Source organism: Methylomonas albis (genome assembly GCF_014850955.1).
In the GTDB taxonomy this organism is placed as follows: domain Bacteria; phylum Pseudomonadota; class Gammaproteobacteria; order Methylococcales; family Methylomonadaceae; genus Methylomonas; species Methylomonas albis.
Map to the genome: position 1 here is coordinate 5001291 of NZ_JACXSS010000001.1, position 18513 is coordinate 5019803.

Annotated in this window: 21 protein-coding genes and 1 tRNA gene; 12 read left to right on the forward strand and 10 right to left on the reverse strand. The window is 45.8% G+C overall.

All coding sequences use genetic code 11. The annotated features are described in order from the left end of the window. Positions 1–30 precede the first annotated feature (30 nt). The 5 genes from EBA_RS22510 to EBA_RS22530 are packed head-to-tail and all read right to left on the reverse strand — an operon-like array spanning position 31 to position 2327. Positions 31–714: a YggS family pyridoxal phosphate-dependent enzyme gene (locus tag EBA_RS22510; RefSeq protein ID WP_192376823.1), complete on the reverse strand. Its 684-nt coding sequence runs from the start codon at positions 712–714 to the stop codon at positions 31–33. Further along, the gene (gene tatC, locus EBA_RS22515) at positions 707–1462 is read right to left on the reverse strand and encodes a twin-arginine translocase subunit TatC (protein WP_192376824.1); all 756 of its coding nucleotides are present in this window, start codon (positions 1460–1462) and stop codon (positions 707–709) included. The genes EBA_RS22510 and tatC overlap by 8 nt, the downstream gene beginning before the upstream one ends. After that, complete coding sequence (gene tatB / locus EBA_RS22520) at positions 1437–1760, reverse strand: Sec-independent protein translocase protein TatB (RefSeq protein ID WP_192376825.1); 324 nt, start codon at positions 1758–1760, stop codon at positions 1437–1439. The genes tatC and tatB overlap by 26 nt, the downstream gene beginning before the upstream one ends. A gap of 8 nt (positions 1761–1768) precedes the next feature. Continuing rightward, positions 1769–1984, reverse strand: coding sequence for a twin-arginine translocase TatA/TatE family subunit (gene tatA, locus EBA_RS22525; RefSeq protein WP_192376826.1), 216 nt, complete (start codon positions 1982–1984; stop codon positions 1769–1771). A gap of 22 nt (positions 1985–2006) precedes the next feature. Further along, positions 2007–2327 (reverse strand): phosphoribosyl-ATP diphosphatase, encoded by a 321-nt coding sequence (locus tag EBA_RS22530; RefSeq protein WP_192376827.1) that lies wholly within the window; start codon positions 2325–2327, stop codon positions 2007–2009. Between the two features lie 526 nt (positions 2328–2853). Between EBA_RS22530 and EBA_RS22535 the strand changes: the two genes are divergently transcribed. The 4 genes from EBA_RS22535 (at position 2854) to typA (ending at position 6644) form a co-directional block, all read left to right on the forward strand. Next, positions 2854–3756 carry a LysR family transcriptional regulator gene (locus EBA_RS22535; protein WP_192376828.1) on the forward strand — a complete coding sequence of 301 codons (903 nt, stop codon included), beginning with the start codon at positions 2854–2856 and terminating at the stop codon, positions 3754–3756. Further along, positions 3753–4337 carry a class I SAM-dependent methyltransferase gene (locus EBA_RS22540; RefSeq protein ID WP_192376829.1) on the forward strand — a complete coding sequence of 195 codons (585 nt, stop codon included), beginning with the start codon at positions 3753–3755 and terminating at the stop codon, positions 4335–4337. The genes EBA_RS22535 and EBA_RS22540 overlap by 4 nt, the downstream gene beginning before the upstream one ends. Further along, positions 4337–4729, forward strand: coding sequence for a rhodanese-like domain-containing protein (locus EBA_RS22545; protein WP_192376830.1), 393 nt, complete (start codon positions 4337–4339; stop codon positions 4727–4729). The genes EBA_RS22540 and EBA_RS22545 overlap by 1 nt, the downstream gene beginning before the upstream one ends. Positions 4730–4835: 106 nt before the next feature. Beyond that, complete coding sequence (gene typA / locus EBA_RS22550) at positions 4836–6644, forward strand: translational GTPase TypA (RefSeq protein ID WP_192376831.1); 1809 nt, start codon at positions 4836–4838, stop codon at positions 6642–6644. A 64-nt stretch (positions 6645–6708) separates the two neighbouring features. Here typA and EBA_RS22555 read toward each other — a convergent pair whose 3' ends face one another. Beyond that, the gene (locus tag EBA_RS22555) at positions 6709–7521 is read right to left on the reverse strand and encodes a sulfite exporter TauE/SafE family protein (RefSeq protein ID WP_192376832.1); all 813 of its coding nucleotides are present in this window, start codon (positions 7519–7521) and stop codon (positions 6709–6711) included. Between the two features lie 493 nt (positions 7522–8014). Between EBA_RS22555 and EBA_RS22560 the strand changes: the two genes are divergently transcribed. From EBA_RS22560 to EBA_RS22575, 4 genes are all read left to right on the forward strand, one after another. Next, positions 8015–8102 (forward strand) — tRNA-Ser (locus EBA_RS22560). A 165-nt stretch (positions 8103–8267) separates the two neighbouring features. Then, positions 8268–8699 carry an Arm DNA-binding domain-containing protein gene (locus EBA_RS22565; RefSeq protein ID WP_225616399.1) on the forward strand — a complete coding sequence of 144 codons (432 nt, stop codon included), beginning with the start codon at positions 8268–8270 and terminating at the stop codon, positions 8697–8699. Continuing rightward, complete coding sequence (locus EBA_RS22570; RefSeq protein ID WP_407663603.1) at positions 8645–9496, forward strand: tyrosine-type recombinase/integrase; 852 nt, start codon at positions 8645–8647, stop codon at positions 9494–9496. Before EBA_RS22565 ends, EBA_RS22570 begins: the two co-directional genes overlap by 55 nt. 84 nt (positions 9497–9580) lie before the next feature. Further along, positions 9581–10234 (forward strand): hypothetical protein, encoded by a 654-nt coding sequence (locus EBA_RS22575; RefSeq protein WP_192376833.1) that lies wholly within the window; start codon positions 9581–9583, stop codon positions 10232–10234. Positions 10235–10545: 311 nt separating this feature from the next. Here the strand turns inward: EBA_RS22575 and EBA_RS22580 are convergent, their stop codons facing one another. Further along, positions 10546–11286, reverse strand: a complete 741-nt coding sequence (locus tag EBA_RS22580) for a DEAD/DEAH box helicase family protein (protein WP_192376834.1) — start codon at positions 11284–11286, stop codon at positions 10546–10548. A gap of 119 nt (positions 11287–11405) precedes the next feature. Between EBA_RS22580 and EBA_RS22585 the strand changes: the two genes are divergently transcribed. Continuing rightward, on the forward strand, positions 11406–12200 hold the full coding sequence (locus EBA_RS22585; protein WP_192376835.1) for a nuclease-related domain-containing protein: 795 nt from the start codon (positions 11406–11408) through the stop codon (positions 12198–12200). An 89-nt stretch (positions 12201–12289) separates the two neighbouring features. Then, positions 12290–12817, forward strand: a complete 528-nt coding sequence (gene hemG, locus EBA_RS22590; protein WP_192376836.1) for a menaquinone-dependent protoporphyrinogen IX dehydrogenase — start codon at positions 12290–12292, stop codon at positions 12815–12817. Positions 12818–13319: 502 nt separating this feature from the next. Here hemG and EBA_RS22595 read toward each other — a convergent pair. Continuing rightward, on the reverse strand, positions 13320–14357 hold the full coding sequence (locus tag EBA_RS22595) for a fatty acid desaturase family protein (protein WP_192376837.1): 1038 nt from the start codon (positions 14355–14357) through the stop codon (positions 13320–13322). Positions 14358–14710: 353 nt separating this feature from the next. Here EBA_RS22595 and EBA_RS22600 point away from each other — a divergent pair, with 353 nt between their 5' ends. Then, on the forward strand, positions 14711–15274 hold the full coding sequence (locus tag EBA_RS22600; protein WP_192376838.1) for a hypothetical protein: 564 nt from the start codon (positions 14711–14713) through the stop codon (positions 15272–15274). A 231-nt stretch (positions 15275–15505) separates the two neighbouring features. Here EBA_RS22600 and EBA_RS22605 read toward each other — a convergent pair whose 3' ends face one another. Continuing rightward, positions 15506–15751 (reverse strand): hypothetical protein, encoded by a 246-nt coding sequence (locus EBA_RS22605; protein WP_192376839.1) that lies wholly within the window; start codon positions 15749–15751, stop codon positions 15506–15508. A gap of 202 nt (positions 15752–15953) precedes the next feature. On the opposite strand from EBA_RS22605, the gene EBA_RS22610 reads away from it, so the two are divergent. Next, positions 15954–16886 (forward strand): IS5 family transposase, encoded by a 933-nt coding sequence (locus EBA_RS22610; RefSeq protein WP_192377366.1) that lies wholly within the window; start codon positions 15954–15956, stop codon positions 16884–16886. 145 nt (positions 16887–17031) lie between these two features. Here EBA_RS22610 and EBA_RS22615 read toward each other — a convergent pair whose 3' ends face one another. After that, positions 17032–18480, reverse strand: coding sequence for a hypothetical protein (locus EBA_RS22615; RefSeq protein ID WP_192376840.1), 1449 nt, complete (start codon positions 18478–18480; stop codon positions 17032–17034). Positions 18481–18513 lie beyond the last annotated feature (33 nt).

Consider the following 18513-nt stretch of genomic DNA (forward strand, 5'->3'; position numbering starts at 1 on the left):
AAATAGCCGCCATTATCCATTAAAAACAAATTATTGGCTAGGACGCTCGCCGAACAGCGCCGTGCCTATCCGCACCAGCGTTGAGCCTTCAGCGACCGCTGCCTGCAAATCGCCACTCATCCCGAACGAAAAGGTATCGAGATCGTCACGCTCAAGCTGCCGCACTGCTTGATAAAGCCGCCGATACGGCAGACATTGCGCCTGATAATCCTGCTGCGGCTCTGGAATCGCCATCACCCCGCGCAAACGCAAATTTGGCAACGTACTAATTTGCGCGATCAGTGCCGGCAAATCGGACAACTCGATACCGGACTTGCTGACTTCGTCGCTAATATTGACCTGCAAACAGATATTCAGAGGCGGCGTATAGTCCGGACGCTGCTCACTGAGACGTTCGGCTATTTTCAAGCGATCGACGCTGTGTACCCAGGCAAATTGCTGAGCAATAAGTTTGGTTTTGTTGGATTGAATCGGTCCGATGAAATGCCAGCTGATATTGAACGCCGCCAATTCCTGCTGCTTTTTGAGTGCTTCCTGCAAATAATTTTCGCCGAAATGGCGCTGCCCAATCCAATAGGCCGCGGCAATATCGGACGCCGGCTTAGTCTTGCTGACGGCCAACAGTTGCACGCTACCCGGCGGACGTTGCGCATCTATTTCGGCCTGGCGGAGCTGCCTGCGTACCTTGGCAAAACGCTGAGAGATACTATTCACGACCCTCAGCCGCCGACTCTTTTTTGACGAATAAGCGCGAAAACAACAATCCGGATTCGAACAACAGCCACATAGGCACCGCCAAGAGGGTTTGCGACAAGGCGTCGGGCGGCGTCAAAAACATCGCGACCACAAACACCCCGACAATGACATAGGGCCTTTTTTCAGACAGAGATTCCGGAGTAATAATGCCGGTCCATACCAGTACGATAGTGAAAATCGGAATTTCAAACGATAAGCCGAAGGCAAAAAACATCGCCAACACAAAATCCAGATAAGTGGCTATATCGGTCATCACCGCCACGCCAGCCGGCGCTGCCGAAGTGAGATAGCCGAATACCAGCGGAAATACCAGAAAATAGGCGAAGGCTGCGCCGCCGTAAAACAGCAAGGTACTAGCCAATAACAAAGGCGCTACCATCAGCTTTTCGTGTCGATACAAGCCCGGCGCCACGAAGCCCCAGAACTGGTAAAGGATGATCGGTATGGAAATAAACACCGCCACCACAAAAGCCAATTTGAATGGCGTGAAAAACGGCGACGCCACATCAATGGCGATCATCGTGCTGTTTTTCGGCATGTGCTGCAACAACGGTTCCGCCAAGTAGGTGTAGATCTCGTTCGCGTAACTAGCAGTACCGACAAACACCAGCAATACACATAACGCCACCTTTAACAGGCGGTCGCGCAGCTCGACCAAATGGCTAAAAAAAGACTGCTCGTTATCCTGCGGTTGTTGGCTTGTCATCGTCCTGATTAATTTCGGCAGCAGCCTTTACGTTGAAGTTAATATCATCGAGAGCCGACTGGGTCTCTTGCACAACTTTTTCCAATTCGCCGGCTATGCTTTGCTGCTGCATCAGCTGGCGCATTTCTTCCGCATGCAACTCCTGCTTGATTTCGGCCTTTGCGGTAGCTAATACAGTGCGGGCCTTTCCCACCCATAAACCAGCCAATCGCGCCGCCTTTGGCAATTTTTCCGGGCCCAGCACCAACAACGCGACTAACCCAACCATCAACAATTCTGAAAAGCCTACATCGAACATATCGCTGACTAAACCTGATCTTTTTCTTTACTGGTGACTTCACCTTCCAAAGGCTCTTCTTCCTTGCGAGCGATAGACTTGTCTTCGCCGCCTTCCTTAACCGCGGAACGAAATCCCCTGATTGCTTCGCCGAGATCGGCACCGACATTTTTCAGGCGCTTGGTGCCGAACACCAGCACCACGATAACTAGCACTACCAATAGATGAGGAATACTTAAACCCATTGTTTACTCCTTAATTTAACCATCAGGACACATCGCGTTGCGCTTTTTCCTGTAAACCGGACAAACCGAAACGCCTTTGCAACTCATTGATCACATGTTCCGGGCCTAGTTCCTGATGCGCCAACATGACCATGCAGTGAAACCAAAGGTCGGCGGTTTCGTAAACTATTTTATCCTTGTCGCCGTCTTTGGCGGCGATCACCGTTTCAGTGGCCTCTTCGCCGATTTTTTTCAAAATATGATCCAGCCCTTTGGCATACAAACTGGCCACATAGGACTGATCAGCAGTCTGCAGCTTACGCTGCTCCAGAACCTGGGCTAATTGCTGTAAAACGTCGCTCATTATTATATACGTGGTTTTATGACCGCAAAATCATAGCACGTTGCCGAAACAGCCAAAAAAAATCTACAGGCAAAAAAAACCTCCCAATGCTTGCGCAGAGGGAGGCAAAAAAACCAGCGGAGTGCTTAGAAGGAGGTTTCCGCTCGTTATTACAACACCAGGAGGTAGTTACAAATTCTTGGATCAGCTATTCAACTGCGCTTTTGTCGACATGCTGCTAAACATGGACGCGGCAGCGAACAATACAGTGGAGATTACGAATAAGCCTGAAATAAAGTTCCAAATACCGGCGATAAACAGTGTGCCGATTAAGATATCTTTTTTAAATTCACTCATTGTGCTCAAATTCTCTGTTTTGAAATCTTGTGCTTGACAAAATCTCATGCGCTTGCTCATCAGTTGCCAACTACTATACAGGATAGAAAAAAGTTTACAATTAGGCTTTTATTAAATAAATTGTATACAATTAAGAAACAATAAAAATGTCAACGCCTTTTGGTGAATTTTTTACTTTTCAGGAGATTACATGGACAAATTAACCAGCATGAATGTCTTTGTCCGCGTCGCCAAAGCCGGAAGCTTTGCCGGGGCCGCCAAGGACCTCGACATTTCCAGGGCCATGGCGACCAAACATATCATGCAATTGGAAAGCGAGCTGAACACACGCTTGTTCAATCGCACGACCCGCAGCTTAAGCCTGACTGAAGCCGGCGAAGCCTATTTGGAACGCTGCCAGCAGGTTCTACTGGATGTGGCGGAGATGGAATCGGCAATCACCCACTTACAAACGGAACCGCGCGGCACCCTGAAAATTCTGGCGCCGCCAGTCATCGGTGCTAGCCATATTTCACCGGGATTGACCGAATACCTAAAAAATTATCCCGACCTCTCGGTGGAAATGGTGCTGAAAGGCGGGCAAGTCGATTTGATCGACGAAGGCGTCGATTTAGCCATTTATTTAGGTCAATTGAACGACACCAGCTTGGTAGCCCGTAAGCTGGCGAGCTCGTCGCTGGTCGTGTGCGCCTCCCCGGAATATCTAAAGTCGCACGGCACTCCACAAGATCCGGAAGACCTGGAAGATCACAGCTGTCTGATCAACTGGGCAATTCCGCCTCGGAACAAATGGCGTTTCAAGGGCATTCTCGGAGAGCGCACCGTCACCGTCACAGGCAGGATGCAGGCCAACATGGCCGACCCCATCCGCAACGCTGCGGTGAACGGATTGGGCCTGATCATGCTGCCTCGCTACATCGTCGGCCGCGACATCGAACAAGGCCGCTTGCAAGTGGTAATGGAACAATACGCCATCTCGCCGTTGGAAATTTATGCGGTTTATCCACACCGAAAATATTTGTCGGCCAAAGTACGGTCGTTTTTGGAGTTTATTCAAGCTTGGCTGCCGCATCGGATCGGCATGAACCCATGAGCGACCTGCAAGACAAGTGGGACGCCATATATCAAAATGCTTCCGCTCCGGCATCCCCTGCCGAGGTGCTGACCCAGCATCAATGCCTGCTACCCAAGCATGGCAAAGCGCTGGACTTGGCCTGTGGGCTGGGCGGCAACGCACTACTCCTCGCCGAATATGGTTTGCAGGTGGACGCGTGGGATATTTCCGCCGTCGGCCTACAAATTCTGCAGCAAACAGCTGTCAATAAACACCTTGATATTGCAACCCACCAATGTTTTATCGACGCCGAAACCCTACCGCAACAGACTTACGATGTGATTGTCATCAGTCGTTTTCTTGACCGAACCCTGTGTAATGCGATAATGGCAGCCTTGAAACCGGGCGGCCTGCTGTTTTATCAAACATTTACCCGCAACAAACTTGACCAACAAGGCCCCAGCAATCCCGATTACTTACTGGCAAGCAACGAATTATTGCGGCTGTTTAGCCCCTTAAACGTGATTTTTTACCAGGAATACGCAAAACTCGGCGATGTGCGATTCGGCAATAGAAACGAAGCCTGTTTTATCGGGCAAGAAAATGAAGCGGTAAATTAATGATAGAAAATCTCGACCCCAAACAATCCTGGGCTGTATTACAAACTAATCCGGCGGCGATATTGATCGATGTCAGGACAGCCATCGAACACAGCTTTGTCGGCCACCCTCCGCAAGCAATTCATGTGGCCTGGAAGGAATTTCCCGGCATGCAATTAAACATGGGGTTCGTAGATCAAGTGCAACAACATGCTCCGGATAAAACCGCGCCGATTCTGCTGTTGTGCCGCAGCGGACAACGCTCTGTAGACGCCGCCAAAGCCTTGGAAGCGGCAGGCTACGAACATCTAATCAACATTCTGGATGGCTTCGAAGGCCCGCTGGATGAAAACAAGCACCGCGGCAATTCTGGCGGCTGGCGTTTTCACGGCTTGCCTTGGCAACAAAGTTAATCCCCGGTCATCGGCTCCGCGCCAGCGCGTAAACCAAAACTAAATCTCGCTGGTCGGCTTAACCGTCCAGCCTATCTGTTCCTTAAAAATCATCAAGTAAATTATTGTGATAGAAAAACTTAGAAACATCGCGATCATCGCCCACGTCGACCACGGTAAAACCACCTTAGTCGACCAACTTTTACAGCAATCCGGTACCTTCGACGCTCACACCAAAGTCGACGAACGAGTGATGGACTCTAACGCGCTGGAAAAAGAGCGCGGCATTACCATTCTGGCGAAAAATACCGCGATTGACTGGAACGGCTATCACATCAACATCGTCGACACCCCAGGCCATGCCGATTTCGGCGGCGAAGTTGAGCGGGTTTTATCGATGGTTGATTCGGTTTTGCTGTTGGTGGATGCGGTCGACGGCCCTATGCCGCAAACTCGTTTCGTCACTAAAAAGGCCTTCGCGTTGGGCTTGAAACCCATTGTCGTGATCAACAAAGTGGATCGCCCTGGCGCTCGTCCTGATTGGGTGGTCGATCAAACCTTTGATTTGTTCGATAACTTAGGCGCAACCGATGAACAATTGGATTTCCCGATTGTTTATGCCTCTGCGTTAAACGGTTTTGCCGGACTGGAAGCCGACGTATCGGGCGGCGATATGACCCCGCTGTTCCAAACGATTGTCGATAAAGTAGCACCACCGCCAGTTGAAATCGATGCGCCCTTCCAAATGCAGGTGATCAGCCTGGATTACAACTCCTATGTGGGCGTTATCGGTATCGGCCGTATTCAGCATGGCAAAGTGACGCGTAACATGCCGTTAACCATCGTCGATAATGAAGGGAAAAACCGCAGTGGCCGCATGCTGAAACTCTATGGTTTCCATGGCCTGGAACGCGTTGAAGTGGAAACTGCGCAAGCGGGCGACATCATCGCTTTCTGCGGGATTGAGAATTTAAAAATCTCGGAAACTTTATGCGACCCCAATAATGTCGTAGCTTTACCGCCGCTATCGGTCGATGAACCGACCGTGAGCATGACCTTCCAAGTCAATAACTCACCATTTGCCGGTAGAGAAGGTAAATTCATCACCACCCGCCAAATTTTTGATCGCTTACAAAAAGAGTTACAACACAATGTAGCCCTACGCGTTGAAACCACCGACGACCCGGATAAATTTAAAGTATCGGGCCGTGGTGAATTACATTTATCGGTGTTGATCGAAAATATGCGCCGCGAAGGTTTCGAGCTGGGTGTATCACGTCCCCAAGTTATCATTAGAGAAATTGATGGGGTTAAATCGGAACCGTATGAAAATGTCACGATTGAAGTTGAGGAACAGCATCAAGGCACCATCATGGAAAAATTAGGTGAGCGCAAAGGCGACCTAAAAGACATGGTGCCGGATGGTAAAGGCCGTATCCGTCTGGAATATATCGTGCCTTCCCGTGGCTTATTGGGCTTCCAAACCGAGTTTTTGACCGCAACCTCCGGATCGGGCTTGTTCTATCACGTCTTCGACCATTATGGCCCCGTGAAAGAAGGTGCGGTGGGTAATCGCATTCGTGGCGTGCTAATTTCCATGGCTAAAGGTAAAGCGGTCGATTACTCCCTATACCCACTACAAGCTCGCGGCGAGTTGTTAGTGGTTAATGGCGATGAAATCTACGAAGGGCAATTGGTAGGTATCCATTCACGTAATAGCGATTTAGTGGTTAACCCCACCAAACCCAAGCCATTAACTAACATCCGTGCGGCGGGTACTGACGATAGCTTGTCCTGTGCCAAAATTCAAAAAATGACGTTGGAACAAGCCTTGGAATTTATCAGTGATGATGAGTTAGTTGAAGTAACACCTAAATCAATTCGTCTACGTAAAATTTTATTGACTGAAAACGAGCGGAAACGCGCGCCAAAATAGCCGGACAAAAAAGCCGTTCTTGTCTTAGACAAGAACGGCTTTTTCAAGTCAAGCCCGTTAAAACTTATTGCGTTACAAACTTCAAGCCTATCACCAACAACAAAGTTGCCAACACCGGACGCAGAAAATATTCCGGAATCTTGGCGCTCAAATGACTACCGATCCAAATGCCGGGCACCGAGCCCAGCAACAAGCTGATCAACAAATCCAAATCAAAATTACCCAAACTCAAATGCCCCAAGCCAGCCAGCGCCGTCAGCGGAATGGCATGCGCCAAATCGGTACCGACAATTTTCAATGTGGTCATTTTTGGATAAAGAAACAATAAAGCCACAGTCCCTAAAGCCCCGGCACCAACCGAGGATAATGTAACCAATACTCCCAGTACCGCACCGGTAAACACCGTGGCAACTTTTTCCCAGCGCGGGGAAAAACGGCCGCTGTTTTCCTGATTACTATGATCATCATCTATCGCCGCCGTCTTGGCTGCTTTGCGCAACAGAATACTGCGCACCAACAAGGCAAAAGCCGTCAGTAACAGTGCAACGCCAAGAGTAAACGTAATCGCGCCGGTCACTTCCGTTCCGACCGCCATTAAATTTTTCAACACGTACAGCGTGATGCTGGCGAACGGCAAGCTACCCAAGGCCAACCAGCCGACGATTTTCCAATCCACCGAGCCGTGTTTGCCATGATGAACAAACACCCCAGCGGTTTTCGTAATCGATGCGTACAGTAAATCCGTACCTACCGCGACTGCTGGTTTAAATCCAAACAAAAAAACCAGCAGCGGCGTCATCAACGAACCACCACCAACACCAGTCACACCGACCAGCATACCCACGACAAAACCGGAGGCCGTATACATTAAATTCATAGAGAATCACCTTAAACTTCATAATATTCGATAAGTGAACTCATTATGCCAGCGCAATCGCCCAGCATATTAATGATTAAATGGCATATGTATATTTAATTTTTAGATACTGCTATGAATCGCCTTAACCTTGCTCGCAACCTGCCTGAATCAAGCTATAAGCCGTCAGTACGCTTTAGTTTTTACAGAAAAACCCTGATAGGACATTGATTTTTGTATCAATAGACTTTCCCGAAGCTGACGACAGAGATATTTGCGTTTAATAGCGCCGACTCCCTTGCTCAGATCGCGAGGAGATCCTGCAGTTTTGTAGGGAAAATATGCCGCTCTTCCTATCCATAATGCCAAAACTGCTGCGGAAAAAAAGCGGCCTCCCAACTAACGTGGCCACAATCCAACAAAAGAGTGAGTGCTGTTCTTGAGAGCGCAACGAGAACGAGGTAGCCGATTGCGCTAAGTCTAAGAAACTTATACAATAGCCAGCTGAACATTAGGAGAGATGGCCGAGCGGTCGAAGGCGCACGCCTGGAAAGTGTGTATACGGCAACGTATCGAGGGTTCGAATCCCTCTTTCTCCGCCAATTAAGCATCCACCAAGATGCAAAGAAGATCAAAAACCCGCAAGTTATCTGGCTTAGCGGGTTTTTTATTGTCCAACGACATGCAGCCAGATGTATTGAAATTCAGGGGTAACTGGGGGTAACATCTGGGGTAACTGACTTATCCCATGCAGGAGTTACCCCCAAATGCTATCAGACACCGCATGCAAGAATGCCCACAGAAACGAGAAAGCCAGCGCCGGCAAGCCTTTCAAGCTGTCGGACGAGAAAGGCCTTTTCCTGTTAGTGCAGCCTCAAGGCGAAAGTTGGGGTAAGTGGTGGCGGTTCAAGTACCGATTTGGGGGTAAGGAGAAATCCCTGTCACTTGGCACTTACCCCGAAATCAGCCTCAGCCAAGCAAGAGATAAGCGCGACGAATTCCGCAAGCAAATTGCCAACAATATCGATCCCGCCATCACCCGCAAGATCGAAAAAGCCGGCAGTACCGAAAACACCCTCGCCGCCGTTGCCAAGGAATTTATGGAGGCCAACCGGAAAAATGGAGCGCCAGCCATCATGCCCACATCGAGCAATGTTTCGAGCGTGATGTTTTCCCCTGGATTGGCAATAGGCCCTTAAAAGTTTTATCCGCCGTCGAGGTGTTGGCTACCCTCCGCCGCATTGTGGATCGTGGCGCACTGGAAACCGCCGCCAGAACCAAACAATTCATCGGCCAAATCCGCTACGGTATCGCCACGGGACGCGCAGAACGCGACGTAACCGCCGATTTACGCGGCGCGCTCCCGTCACCTAATCGCGGCCATTTTCCAGCCATTACTGAACCCAAATCATTAGCCGAATTGCTAAAGGATATAGATGCTTATGGTGGAAATTTTGTTGTTAGAACCGCTCTACAACTCCAACCATTGATATTTGCCAGACCGGCCAACCTTGCCGCCGCCGAATGGACGGAATTTGACCTGGACGCCGCCGAATGGCGTATTGCCGCCGATAAAATGAAGATGAAAGACGCGCATATCGTCCCGCTCAGCAAACAAGCCATTGCCTTGTTGCGCGATATTCAGCCGCTAACCGGCTCAAGTCGTTATGTCTTCGCCAGCAACCAGGGCAAAAAAGGCAATGAGCCACATATCAGCCGCGAATCGATTGGCGCAGCCATCCGGCGCATGGGTTACCAAGGCCAGCACACCGCGCACGGATTCAGAACAACCGCAAGTACGCTATTACACGAGCATGGCTTTCATTCCGACATGATCGAGCGCCAGCTAGCTCATGCCGAACGCAATCGGGTTAAAGCCGCCTACAACCGGGCGCAACACTTGCCGGAGCGCCGCAAAATGATGCAAAGCTGGGCGGATTATCTGGATAGCTTGAAGGCTGGCGCACAAGTCTTGCCGTTCAGGCAGGTTAGTTAAACCGTTATAATCCTATTTAACGGGACAGCCCTATAGGGCAAGTATTAAGGCCTCAGTAGAAATGACAATAACGGCAGAAATGGAATGAACCAATTTAATAGATTGATATTGCTTTATATTTTAACAAGCAATGCCTTTGCCCAAAGTAGTTTGGAACAGCTTAACTCAACAGTTTTCGATGGAGTTATTCAGAAAAATTATATAAAAACAAACAAAATAACTCAGCAAGGGGTTATTTCTGCCTGTGAGATTGAGTTTCAAGCTGCATATAGGGATTTCAGAGCATTATCAGGTAGCCCAGTTGTGTTGATGGGTTCTTTTTCCATCCTGTATTTCAAGGATAAGAGCGTAATTACTCCAACGTTAAAACTCGTTCCTGCGATTATGAATTTTGAACACATGAATTGGGATATAGTTTATCCTCCTTATGGGGAGATATTTATAGGTGGCAATGGCCTGGAAAAATATAAAGCGACTGATTTTAAGTGTGAAAATGGTGGTAAGTGTACTGGATACAATGATAGCGGCATGAAAATAATAGGAATAGTTGCAGAGCAACACCCATTTGATGGCGAAATTAAAATTTCTTTGAAAGAAGGAGGTATGGATTCGAGTATTCTGCTGTCTTCTATCTCGCCAGAGCCCGAATCAACCCAACAGAGAAAAAAGTTTACCGAGTGCATCCTAGAGCTTATTAGCCAAGCGATGTCAGACCTTGAACATGTAATAAAAAAGTAAGCATGAAGTTGCCTGGACGGCTTGAAGGATGGCGCGCAGGTCATATCGTTTAAGCAGATCAGATAAACCTTTAAAATCGAATTTAACCGGATAGCCCGACGGGGCAACAAGCGGGATTCGTCCCCCGTTTCCGGTTAATCCTTTCGGACGGTTTGCACTTTGACGGGGTGTTCAATGAGCGAGGTATTTTTTCGAGGGAGCGGTAAATGGGTGGCTTTTACAGATGACGGCCATCTTTGGTTTAGAAGCTTTCAGAAAAATCTACATTTTGTGAACGGTGTATTCACACTGTCCCGCAATTGCTGGATGGCTTAATCACCGTAAAGATTGATCATGCTTTGCAAGGTGGTGATGGTGATTTGCTTTTCGTCTTGAAAGCGGCGGCCAGCACGTAGTACGTAAGCGGGATAGTCAGGCAGATATTCGGCAAAGGCATCTTCAGTTTGCTTGGCCAACGGGATGCGGTCTACCAGAAACAGAACGCGGGTAGCGGCATTGGCTTGAAACAGCCGTTTAATGAAGGCTGCGGCGGTACGGGTTTTGCCAGTGCCGGTTGCCATTTCTACCAGAAGTTTACGGCGGCCCAGTTTGATTTCGTGACACAGTGCGTTGATACATTCCAGCTGATAATCACGCCCGGCAATGTGCTTATCAATATCCACCGCCGTGATGTCTTGTCTGACTTGGTAGGTGGCGAAGCGACGTTCCAGATCTCCCTGGCTAAAGAAGGTTTTGATGGGATGCGGGTAGGCCTCGCGTTGCCATTCCCAAAACAGAATTTCCTGGCCGTTAGCGAGAAAAATGTACGGCACTTTCAGTTGTTCAGCATACCCTTTGGCTTGTTCTGCCGCATCACCGGGACTGATCGCATAGCGTTTGGCTTCGATGATGGCTATGGCACGGCCATGCCGATCACACAGCACATAGTCGGCGCGGCCATTTTCCAGTACATATTCGAAGCGCACTGACAGCGAATCATGAATGTTCCAACCTTGTGATTTGAGCTGGGCGTCGATGATGGCACGTGAAAACGCTTCATTGCTGTTGGCCATGTGTCCCTATGTGCGCTGAGTTTCAAGTGATGGGTAAATGCCGCGAATGATACAAGAGCATGGAGTCAGTCGGCAAACTAAGACTATGATTAGGCAAACTGACTGCCACAGATCATTAAATGAATATTAACCAAATTTTGATACAAGCTCTCGGCCCAATCATTAGTAATTACTGGTGGTTTTGGCTGCTGTTAGCGATTTTGGGTTTCCTGAAAACACCTTTCATGAAGGGTGTGTTGGGGGAATTTCAAGTCAATTTGATCGCCAAACTGCGGCTTGATAAACAAATCTATACGCTGTTTAAAAATGTCACTCTGCGAACCGAAGACGGCGGCACGACACAAATTGATCATGTCATCGTGTCACGCTATGGGGTATTTGTCATCGAAACCAAGAATATAAAAGGCTGGATATTCGGTGGCGAGCATCAGAAAACTTGGACGCAGAAAATTTATCGACATACCAATAAATTTCAAAACCCGCTGCATCAAAATTACAAACACACGCAGACATTACAATCCGCTCTGGAATTGACGCCAGACCAGTTGTTTTCAGTCGTCGTATTTATTGGCGATAGTGAGTTTCAAACACCCATGCCGGATAACGTGGTTTATGCGGGAAGTTATATTCGCTTCATAAAAAGCAAACAGCAGCCGATTTTGAGAGAATCGGAAGTCGCGGATATTTGCCGCAAACTCGAATCTGGCCGTCTTAAACCGTCGATTAAAACGCACGTAGAGCACGTCAAACACGTGAGAAATATTGTCGAGCAAAAACAGCAGCAGGCAGAAAATGCTTGTCCGAAATGCGGAAAGCCAATGGTATTGCGGACAGCCAAAAACGGCGAGAATCAAGGCAATCAATTTTGGGGATGTAGTGGTTTTCCACAGTGCAGAGCTATGCGCCCAGTTTAGTTGTACTGGTTATTTGGCAAGCATATCTTTCCTACGAGTTATCCAGAATCGGTTGCATAACGCAAAGCTATTGTTTTGATTTAGAATCTATGTCGAATATCCTGATCATCTACTCAACTCGCGATGGGCAAACGCTAAAGATTTGCCAAAGATTGCAATCGGTTATTGAACAGCAGTCACACCAAGTTGCCCTGATCCCGATTCAAGATGTTGATCGAGTGGCATTGGGAAGTTTCGATAAAATCGTGATTGGTGCCAGCATTCACTATGGCCGTCATGATCCTCAAATTCTGGCTTTCAGCAGACAGAACCAGTCGATTTTGGACAGTAAGCCTAACGCTTTTTTCTCGGTCAACCTGGTCGCCCGAAAACCGGAAAAGCAAACGCCCGATACCAATCCATACCTGAAGAAATTTCTCAAACAGATTCGCTGGAAGCCCAAGCAGCTGGCGGTGTTTGCCGGAAAAATCGACTATCCCAGCTACAGCTTATTTGATCGGTCCATTATCCGCCTGATCATGTGGGTGACCAAGGGGCCGACTGATCCGTCAGCGATTGTCGAGTTTACCGATTGGAACCAAGTCGACGCTTTTGGCTTGGTGATCAGTTCAATGTAATTCGGCGATTCGTCAAAGGGGCTCCACTAAACAAAATTGTTTAATACAACCTGAATACTCCGATATTGCTCAATTCGCCGATCTATTTTCGTTCATTCAAAGCCGCATGTTTATTTCAATCTATTCGGGCACCGATTCTTATTTGAAAACTGCTTGAGATTCCAAGCCCAAGGCCACTGTTGTAGCGGAAGAATTTTTATGTGCTTGAATGCTAGGGATCGGCCAAAAGCGGCCAATAAAGGTACTGGCGAAATTTTCGACCCCTGAGTTCAGCGAATGGCAGCTTTTCGGCAAGCAACCTTACGCCCTATTTGGCTCGACCCGGCCATTGGACCATATTACTAAATGTAAATATTACATTATAAAGTTGACTGTCAATTCAATGAATGAAAATTACCGACGAAGATAGGCAGCACATGTTGCAAACACTAAAATAACAGATGCGCTCTGTTCCATAATTTTCAATATAAACTAGGAGAAATTTCCGATTATTAATACTTATCTAATGAGGTAATCTTTCAGTCGCTGATATAAAACTTGAGACTATAGTCTCTCTATAGGGATGATTATCTGGCAAATTGCTAAGTACTAATCGATGCATTTTTGCCAAATTATGATAAGGGATTTGGGGAAATAAATGGTGAAGCGCGTGAAATCGGGTACCTATAGGATAGAGCCATCCTAGAACACATGAACCTTCATAGGTATTTGTGTCTAGAATCTGTTGTTTGAAATTAGTATTCTCGAAATTTGAATAGTAATTATGTACTGACAATGTCCTGTAAAAATTAAATAATGATGCAAGGTAGGTTATTCCGTACCACACATAAAGGACTTTCCAAGGCCAGTAGCCAGAGGCCATAAAGTAAAAAAAAATACAATTATAAAAAAAACACGCTGCGTCTTGCTGATACCATTCTGTACGTTCTTTTTTGTCTGGTAAAGGGCGCTGAAATTGTAAGTTAAGGACAGCTGTGGAGGCAAACCTATATACATAGTTACGCCCCTTCTTGCCAATAAATGGCAGTAAAATTGGAAAAAACCCAAACCTAACTAAAAATAGCAGAGGAAATGCCATTTGTGAAAAAAAAGGAATGAAAATAAGATACCTAGCTGTTCCTTTTAATAGTTCATATTCAGGGTCGTTTCTTGTGCCATATGTTTTTGTGTGATGATGATATTTATGCGGATGATATGAATATAGGGGTAGTTTGTGGACAAATCCAAATAATATATTAAATGCTATCGGGAAAAATGAGATCTGTTTTCCCACATGCACTGCCTCATGTATAAATCCTGTTGATCTATATAAAAAAATGGCGGCTGCAATAATGAAAATAAGTTGCAGAGGCGAAAAAGATGTGGTTTTTACAGAAATGTAAATAAAAAGGTTAGTTGCAAAAACAGAGCCAATAAAGTCTAGCCAGTAAATAGTTGGCCTTGGATTTAAGTAAGTATTTATATTAGGAATATACTTACTTAAATCCAAATTGGTAGTCCGTTCATCTTTTTCAATTAATTGCGGATGGATAGTGACCATTAAAAGCTCTTCCCATGGCTAATTGACAATTAACATGCACGATAAGTATACAGGAGGGACACCGTTTTTGCCGGAAATTTTTTTCGAAACTTACGAATAAAATGCTAACATCAGCCATTAATCCAGAACTGATAAGTAGCTTGACACAACACAATACGACACATACCTATAAAGGACTGGAGAGCAGCATTTTTTTGTCGAAAACACATGCATATAGGGTACGAGATGATATTGAGGATCAGTGTAAAGTTATTGTAGGACGAACATGGGCTATTGGTAACATTAATCCTTCATGAAAATATGTCACTCGCCGATTCCATTTTTCACATTTAGTAAAAATTATGACAGACCCTATGAACAATCAATATAAAGATGAGATAAAATTATTTATATGGGTATCAATCGGCATGTCAGTCGTTGCTGTATTTTGTTTAATCTACTCCATAGATATCTCCGACGGTCTCCCTAAGTGGGGTATTTTTTCGACCCTCGCAGTAATTAGCTTAGGAGGAACATCGATTGGTGGTTTTTTGGGTTTCTTGTTTGGAATACCAAAGACCTCGCAGGTTTCTGATGCAGTGCCTGGAAATGACGGTAATCCTAAGTTTTTGCATAATACAAATCTGGAACAAATTTCGGATTGGTTGACCAAAATAATAATTGGTATCACTCTAACTGAAATAGATAAAATTGGAGATCGACTTTGGATATTTTCTGAGATGGCTTCTAAGCTAATTGTGCCTGAAAATTCGCCTTTAAAATATAGTATTGAAAGCCTCCCTGTGTTTGTCTTTTTTCTTATAATATGCTCTGGAATGACTGGTTTTTTTGGGGGGTATTTTACGAGTAAGTTTGTTCTCCATAGAGCGTTGCAAGCTTTACAGGTAAACGGCGATGAAAACAATCAACAAGAATAATTTTTTATTGGCCTTAAAAATGAATTTATAATTAAATACTAAATTATCCGGCTTTCGCGAAAGTATCTGTCAAAATAAACGAATAGTTTAAGTTGCTGACCATACTTGGGATAGCTTGCTATGCCCCCATAAAATTTAGATGGGGGCCGAATTATAATAAGCATAATCAATCTAACTAGATCTCGAGTTTATCTATAATTTCTAAACCACATCTTGTTTTAAGTCAAATTTTTATTGATCTACGCGCTTTTTAAGTCTGTCACAATCCTCTATTAGTCTATTGCCAGCAAAGGAGTTAACGAAGAGCGCATATAAATCATTTTTTAAATCACTTCCTGGTTCAGTATGGGTTTTCATTGAAATTGTTGTGCTACCATTAATATTTGAATGAAATAGCCAAGAACCATCTGATTTCAAAATTTTTATGGCATTTTTATTGATCGGTGCATCTTCATGCTCACAAACCTTCCAACTCATAATCCCACCATCAAAACCATATTTATGGTCCCATTTTCCACATATAACAACATACCTGGCATTCAATGGTAAAATGGTTATCGGATTAGGGATATATGTGTATATTACTACTTCATTATTATTGCTAGATAAAATGGGCTTTGTTGCATAAATCGACTACCGACCCCATGTTGGGGAGTGAATTTACTGACCCACAAGTGGAATATCCAAGCCGCAACCGAAGAAATATCGAACCACGAACTGGCGTGACTACAATCAATCTCTGAAGCAACGTGGCGCGATGCTGCTGTGGATTGATAAAAAGATGGATTGGTTATCCCCTGGTCGCGGTAAGCGAGGTCGATCTGAGAAGTTTTCTGATGCCGCCATTCAGTTTTGCTTGATGGTTAAGAATCTATTCGGAGTGGCATTACGACAAGCCAGTGGCATGGTGGCCAGTTTGTTGAAGCTGTCGGGACTGGACTGGCCAACACCTGATTACACGACACTATGCCGTCGCCAACAGCATCTGCAAGTCTGTATTTCCTATCGTTCCAACCTGAATGGCTTACATCTGTTGGTGGACAGTACGGGCGTGAAAATGCTGGGCGAAGGCGAATGGAAAACTAAGAAGCATGGCGCCGAGTACCGTCGGCAATGGCGCAAGGTTCATTTGGGTATTGATGCTGAAACCTTGGAAATTCGGGCGATTGAAGTGACATCGAATCGTGTTGGTGACGCGCAGGTGTTGCCCCATATGCTGAATCAGATACCTCGCGACGAACGCATCGATTCAGTCAGCGGTGACGGCGCATATGAAACCAAGAACGCGCACACCGCAATCGTTGAGGGCGACGCCGAGGCGATTATTCCCGTCCGCAAGAACGGTAAACCCTGGAAAGAAAATACGCCAGGGGCTCAAGTCCGAAATGAAACGCTACGTGCCACGCAACGGTTAGGCAGAGCCATCTGGAAGAAATGGAGTGGTTATCATCGTCGCAGCCTGGTGGAAACCAAAATGCGTTGCTTCAAGCTGCTAGGCGAACGGGTCACGGCGCGTATCTTTACTAGCCAAGTCGCCGAACTTCAAATCCGAGCGGCGCTATTAAATCGGTTTACCCAGCTGGGAACGCCGATCACCGTGGTCATGTCCTAAATCCGTCTGGCAGACTGGGGTAAGGGGGAATTTACCCTTGCCTCGATTTATGCAACAAAGTCCATCAGAACAGGCATTGGACTGCCTATCTCATGAAAGTGGGGTTACGCAGGAACTATATAAAAAGTTAACAATCGTTTATATTTTATTTTCCGCAAGCAATCTTAATTTTGTAAATAAACTGAGCGTAGGAATCGATTATTATTTGATTTATGATTTCTGGAAACGCTGATTCTGCCATTTCTGCTTTTTTCGCCATGTCAACAAATATGGATTCATCGGATTTGCCACCATTTTTAACTTGTATTAATGCGGAATCGAATTTTTCTTTCGCTTTATTAAAAGATATTTGGGCATTCTTTATGGCCTCATTTTCAGAATCGCCACAAGTTTGCTTGGCATTAAAGACTTCAGTTTGGGCTTCTTCAAGTTCAAGTTTGGCCTTATTAAATGTATTTATGTTGTCTATAAGTGACGGCATGTTCCTTTCTGAGAACGCGATGACTTGACTTGTTCCTTGCCAACCGAACTCTCTCAAAATCAACAGTTTTGCTCCCACTAATTTCCATAACATCGCTGAATTAACGTAATCTAAAATACAACAGAAAGGGATTGCAGTGTGACTGCATAACAGAACGGGGTCGGTAGCGACTAGTTGTGCCATGGTGGTAATGCCCTCTGCCCCTAACCGATCCGCGACGGTTTGATCGATTCCTGGCAATTTTATGAGCGCGTCATCGCGTGCATCTGCTGCTGTAGTTGGCAAGTTGTAAGCACGGTTAATGAAAGCACCTAGCATCTGTTGAATACTGGAAAAGGAGAACATACTGATCACAAAAGCTAATAGCGGGCCAGCAGAACTGACAGGCACTGCTTTACCTTCGGCAGTCTGCATAGGAGCAAACGCAGCAACGGCCTCTCCCAAGGGGATGGCCACAATCAGTCGTAAGGAATACCATAAAACGTCCGACGAATTGAAATCATTTCGGCGATAACGATAGATTGCATCGGATGTAATCCATGTGTAAGCGCCAAAAATAGCCGCAAGACTAGTAATATCTGGCCTAAGTCCTAAAGGGAAATGAACCGGCTTGCTATCGGTTATACCCCCAAGCTCTCTAGCCAATTGAACCCCACCCTCGATGGCAAAAAACAGTACCACAAAGCTAACTATTAAAAGGACGTACGTCGCATATTTGATGCGGTCTCGACCAAAAGTATCTCTTATTGTTGTATCAAAGACATCTTTCAACGCTTTCTTATTTTTATAAGTCGGATTTTTTCTGTAGGTTTCGGCCGTTTCTCTGCAATTGTCATCACCTCTAAAAAATTGGTCGAAATAATCCGCTATAAGGTCTACATCGAAAAAACCTGTGACATCGTTAATGCGATTATTTTTACCGTATTTGTTATATCTATGAATTGGCAAGAGTATGGGTGTAATTGCAAGAAAAACTAAAAATAAGACTATTAAATATATAATATAATCGCGAGAATAGTTGGCAAGATTTAGTTGAAAACAAATTTTCCCAGAATACGTGAAATATAATACAGTTAGCAATACTCCACCAAGCATAGGCATTATATTTTTCATAAAACATCTTCCATTTTAAAATTTAAGTTAACG

Bases quoted from the DNA above. Each gene is read 5' to 3' on its own strand.
- EBA_RS22575 (WP_192376833.1), top strand. From the start codon at position 9,581: ATGAACCAATTTAATAGATTGATATTGCTTTATATTTTAACAAGCAAT.
- EBA_RS22585 (WP_192376835.1), top strand. From the start codon at position 11,406: ATGAATATTAACCAAATTTTGATACAAGCTCTCGGCCCAATCATTAGT.
- EBA_RS22605 (WP_192376839.1), bottom strand. From the start codon at position 15,751: ATGAGTTGGAAGGTTTGTGAGCATGAAGATGCACCGATCAATAAAAAT.
- EBA_RS22540 (WP_192376829.1), top strand. From the start codon at position 3,753: ATGAGCGACCTGCAAGACAAGTGGGACGCCATATATCAAAATGCTTCC.
- EBA_RS22615 (WP_192376840.1), bottom strand. From the start codon at position 18,480: ATGAAAAATATAATGCCTATGCTTGGTGGAGTATTGCTAACTGTATTA.
- EBA_RS22595 (WP_192376837.1), bottom strand. From the start codon at position 14,357: ATGGTCACTATCCATCCGCAATTAATTGAAAAAGATGAACGGACTACC.
- EBA_RS22555 (WP_192376832.1), bottom strand. From the start codon at position 7,521: ATGAATTTAATGTATACGGCCTCCGGTTTTGTCGTGGGTATGCTGGTC.
- EBA_RS22600 (WP_192376838.1), top strand. From the start codon at position 14,711: ATGAACAATCAATATAAAGATGAGATAAAATTATTTATATGGGTATCA.
- hemG (WP_192376836.1), top strand. From the start codon at position 12,290: ATGTCGAATATCCTGATCATCTACTCAACTCGCGATGGGCAAACGCTA.
- tatB (WP_192376825.1), bottom strand. From the start codon at position 1,760: ATGTTCGATGTAGGCTTTTCAGAATTGTTGATGGTTGGGTTAGTCGCG.
- EBA_RS22530 (WP_192376827.1), bottom strand. From the start codon at position 2,327: ATGAGCGACGTTTTACAGCAATTAGCCCAGGTTCTGGAGCAGCGTAAG.
- EBA_RS22580 (WP_192376834.1), bottom strand. From the start codon at position 11,286: ATGGCCAACAGCAATGAAGCGTTTTCACGTGCCATCATCGACGCCCAG.
- EBA_RS22545 (WP_192376830.1), top strand. From the start codon at position 4,337: ATGATAGAAAATCTCGACCCCAAACAATCCTGGGCTGTATTACAAACT.
- tatA (WP_192376826.1), bottom strand. From the start codon at position 1,984: ATGGGTTTAAGTATTCCTCATCTATTGGTAGTGCTAGTTATCGTGGTG.
- tatC (WP_192376824.1), bottom strand. From the start codon at position 1,462: ATGACAAGCCAACAACCGCAGGATAACGAGCAGTCTTTTTTTAGCCAT.
- EBA_RS22535 (WP_192376828.1), top strand. From the start codon at position 2,854: ATGGACAAATTAACCAGCATGAATGTCTTTGTCCGCGTCGCCAAAGCC.
- EBA_RS22565 (WP_225616399.1), top strand. From the start codon at position 8,268: ATGCTATCAGACACCGCATGCAAGAATGCCCACAGAAACGAGAAAGCC.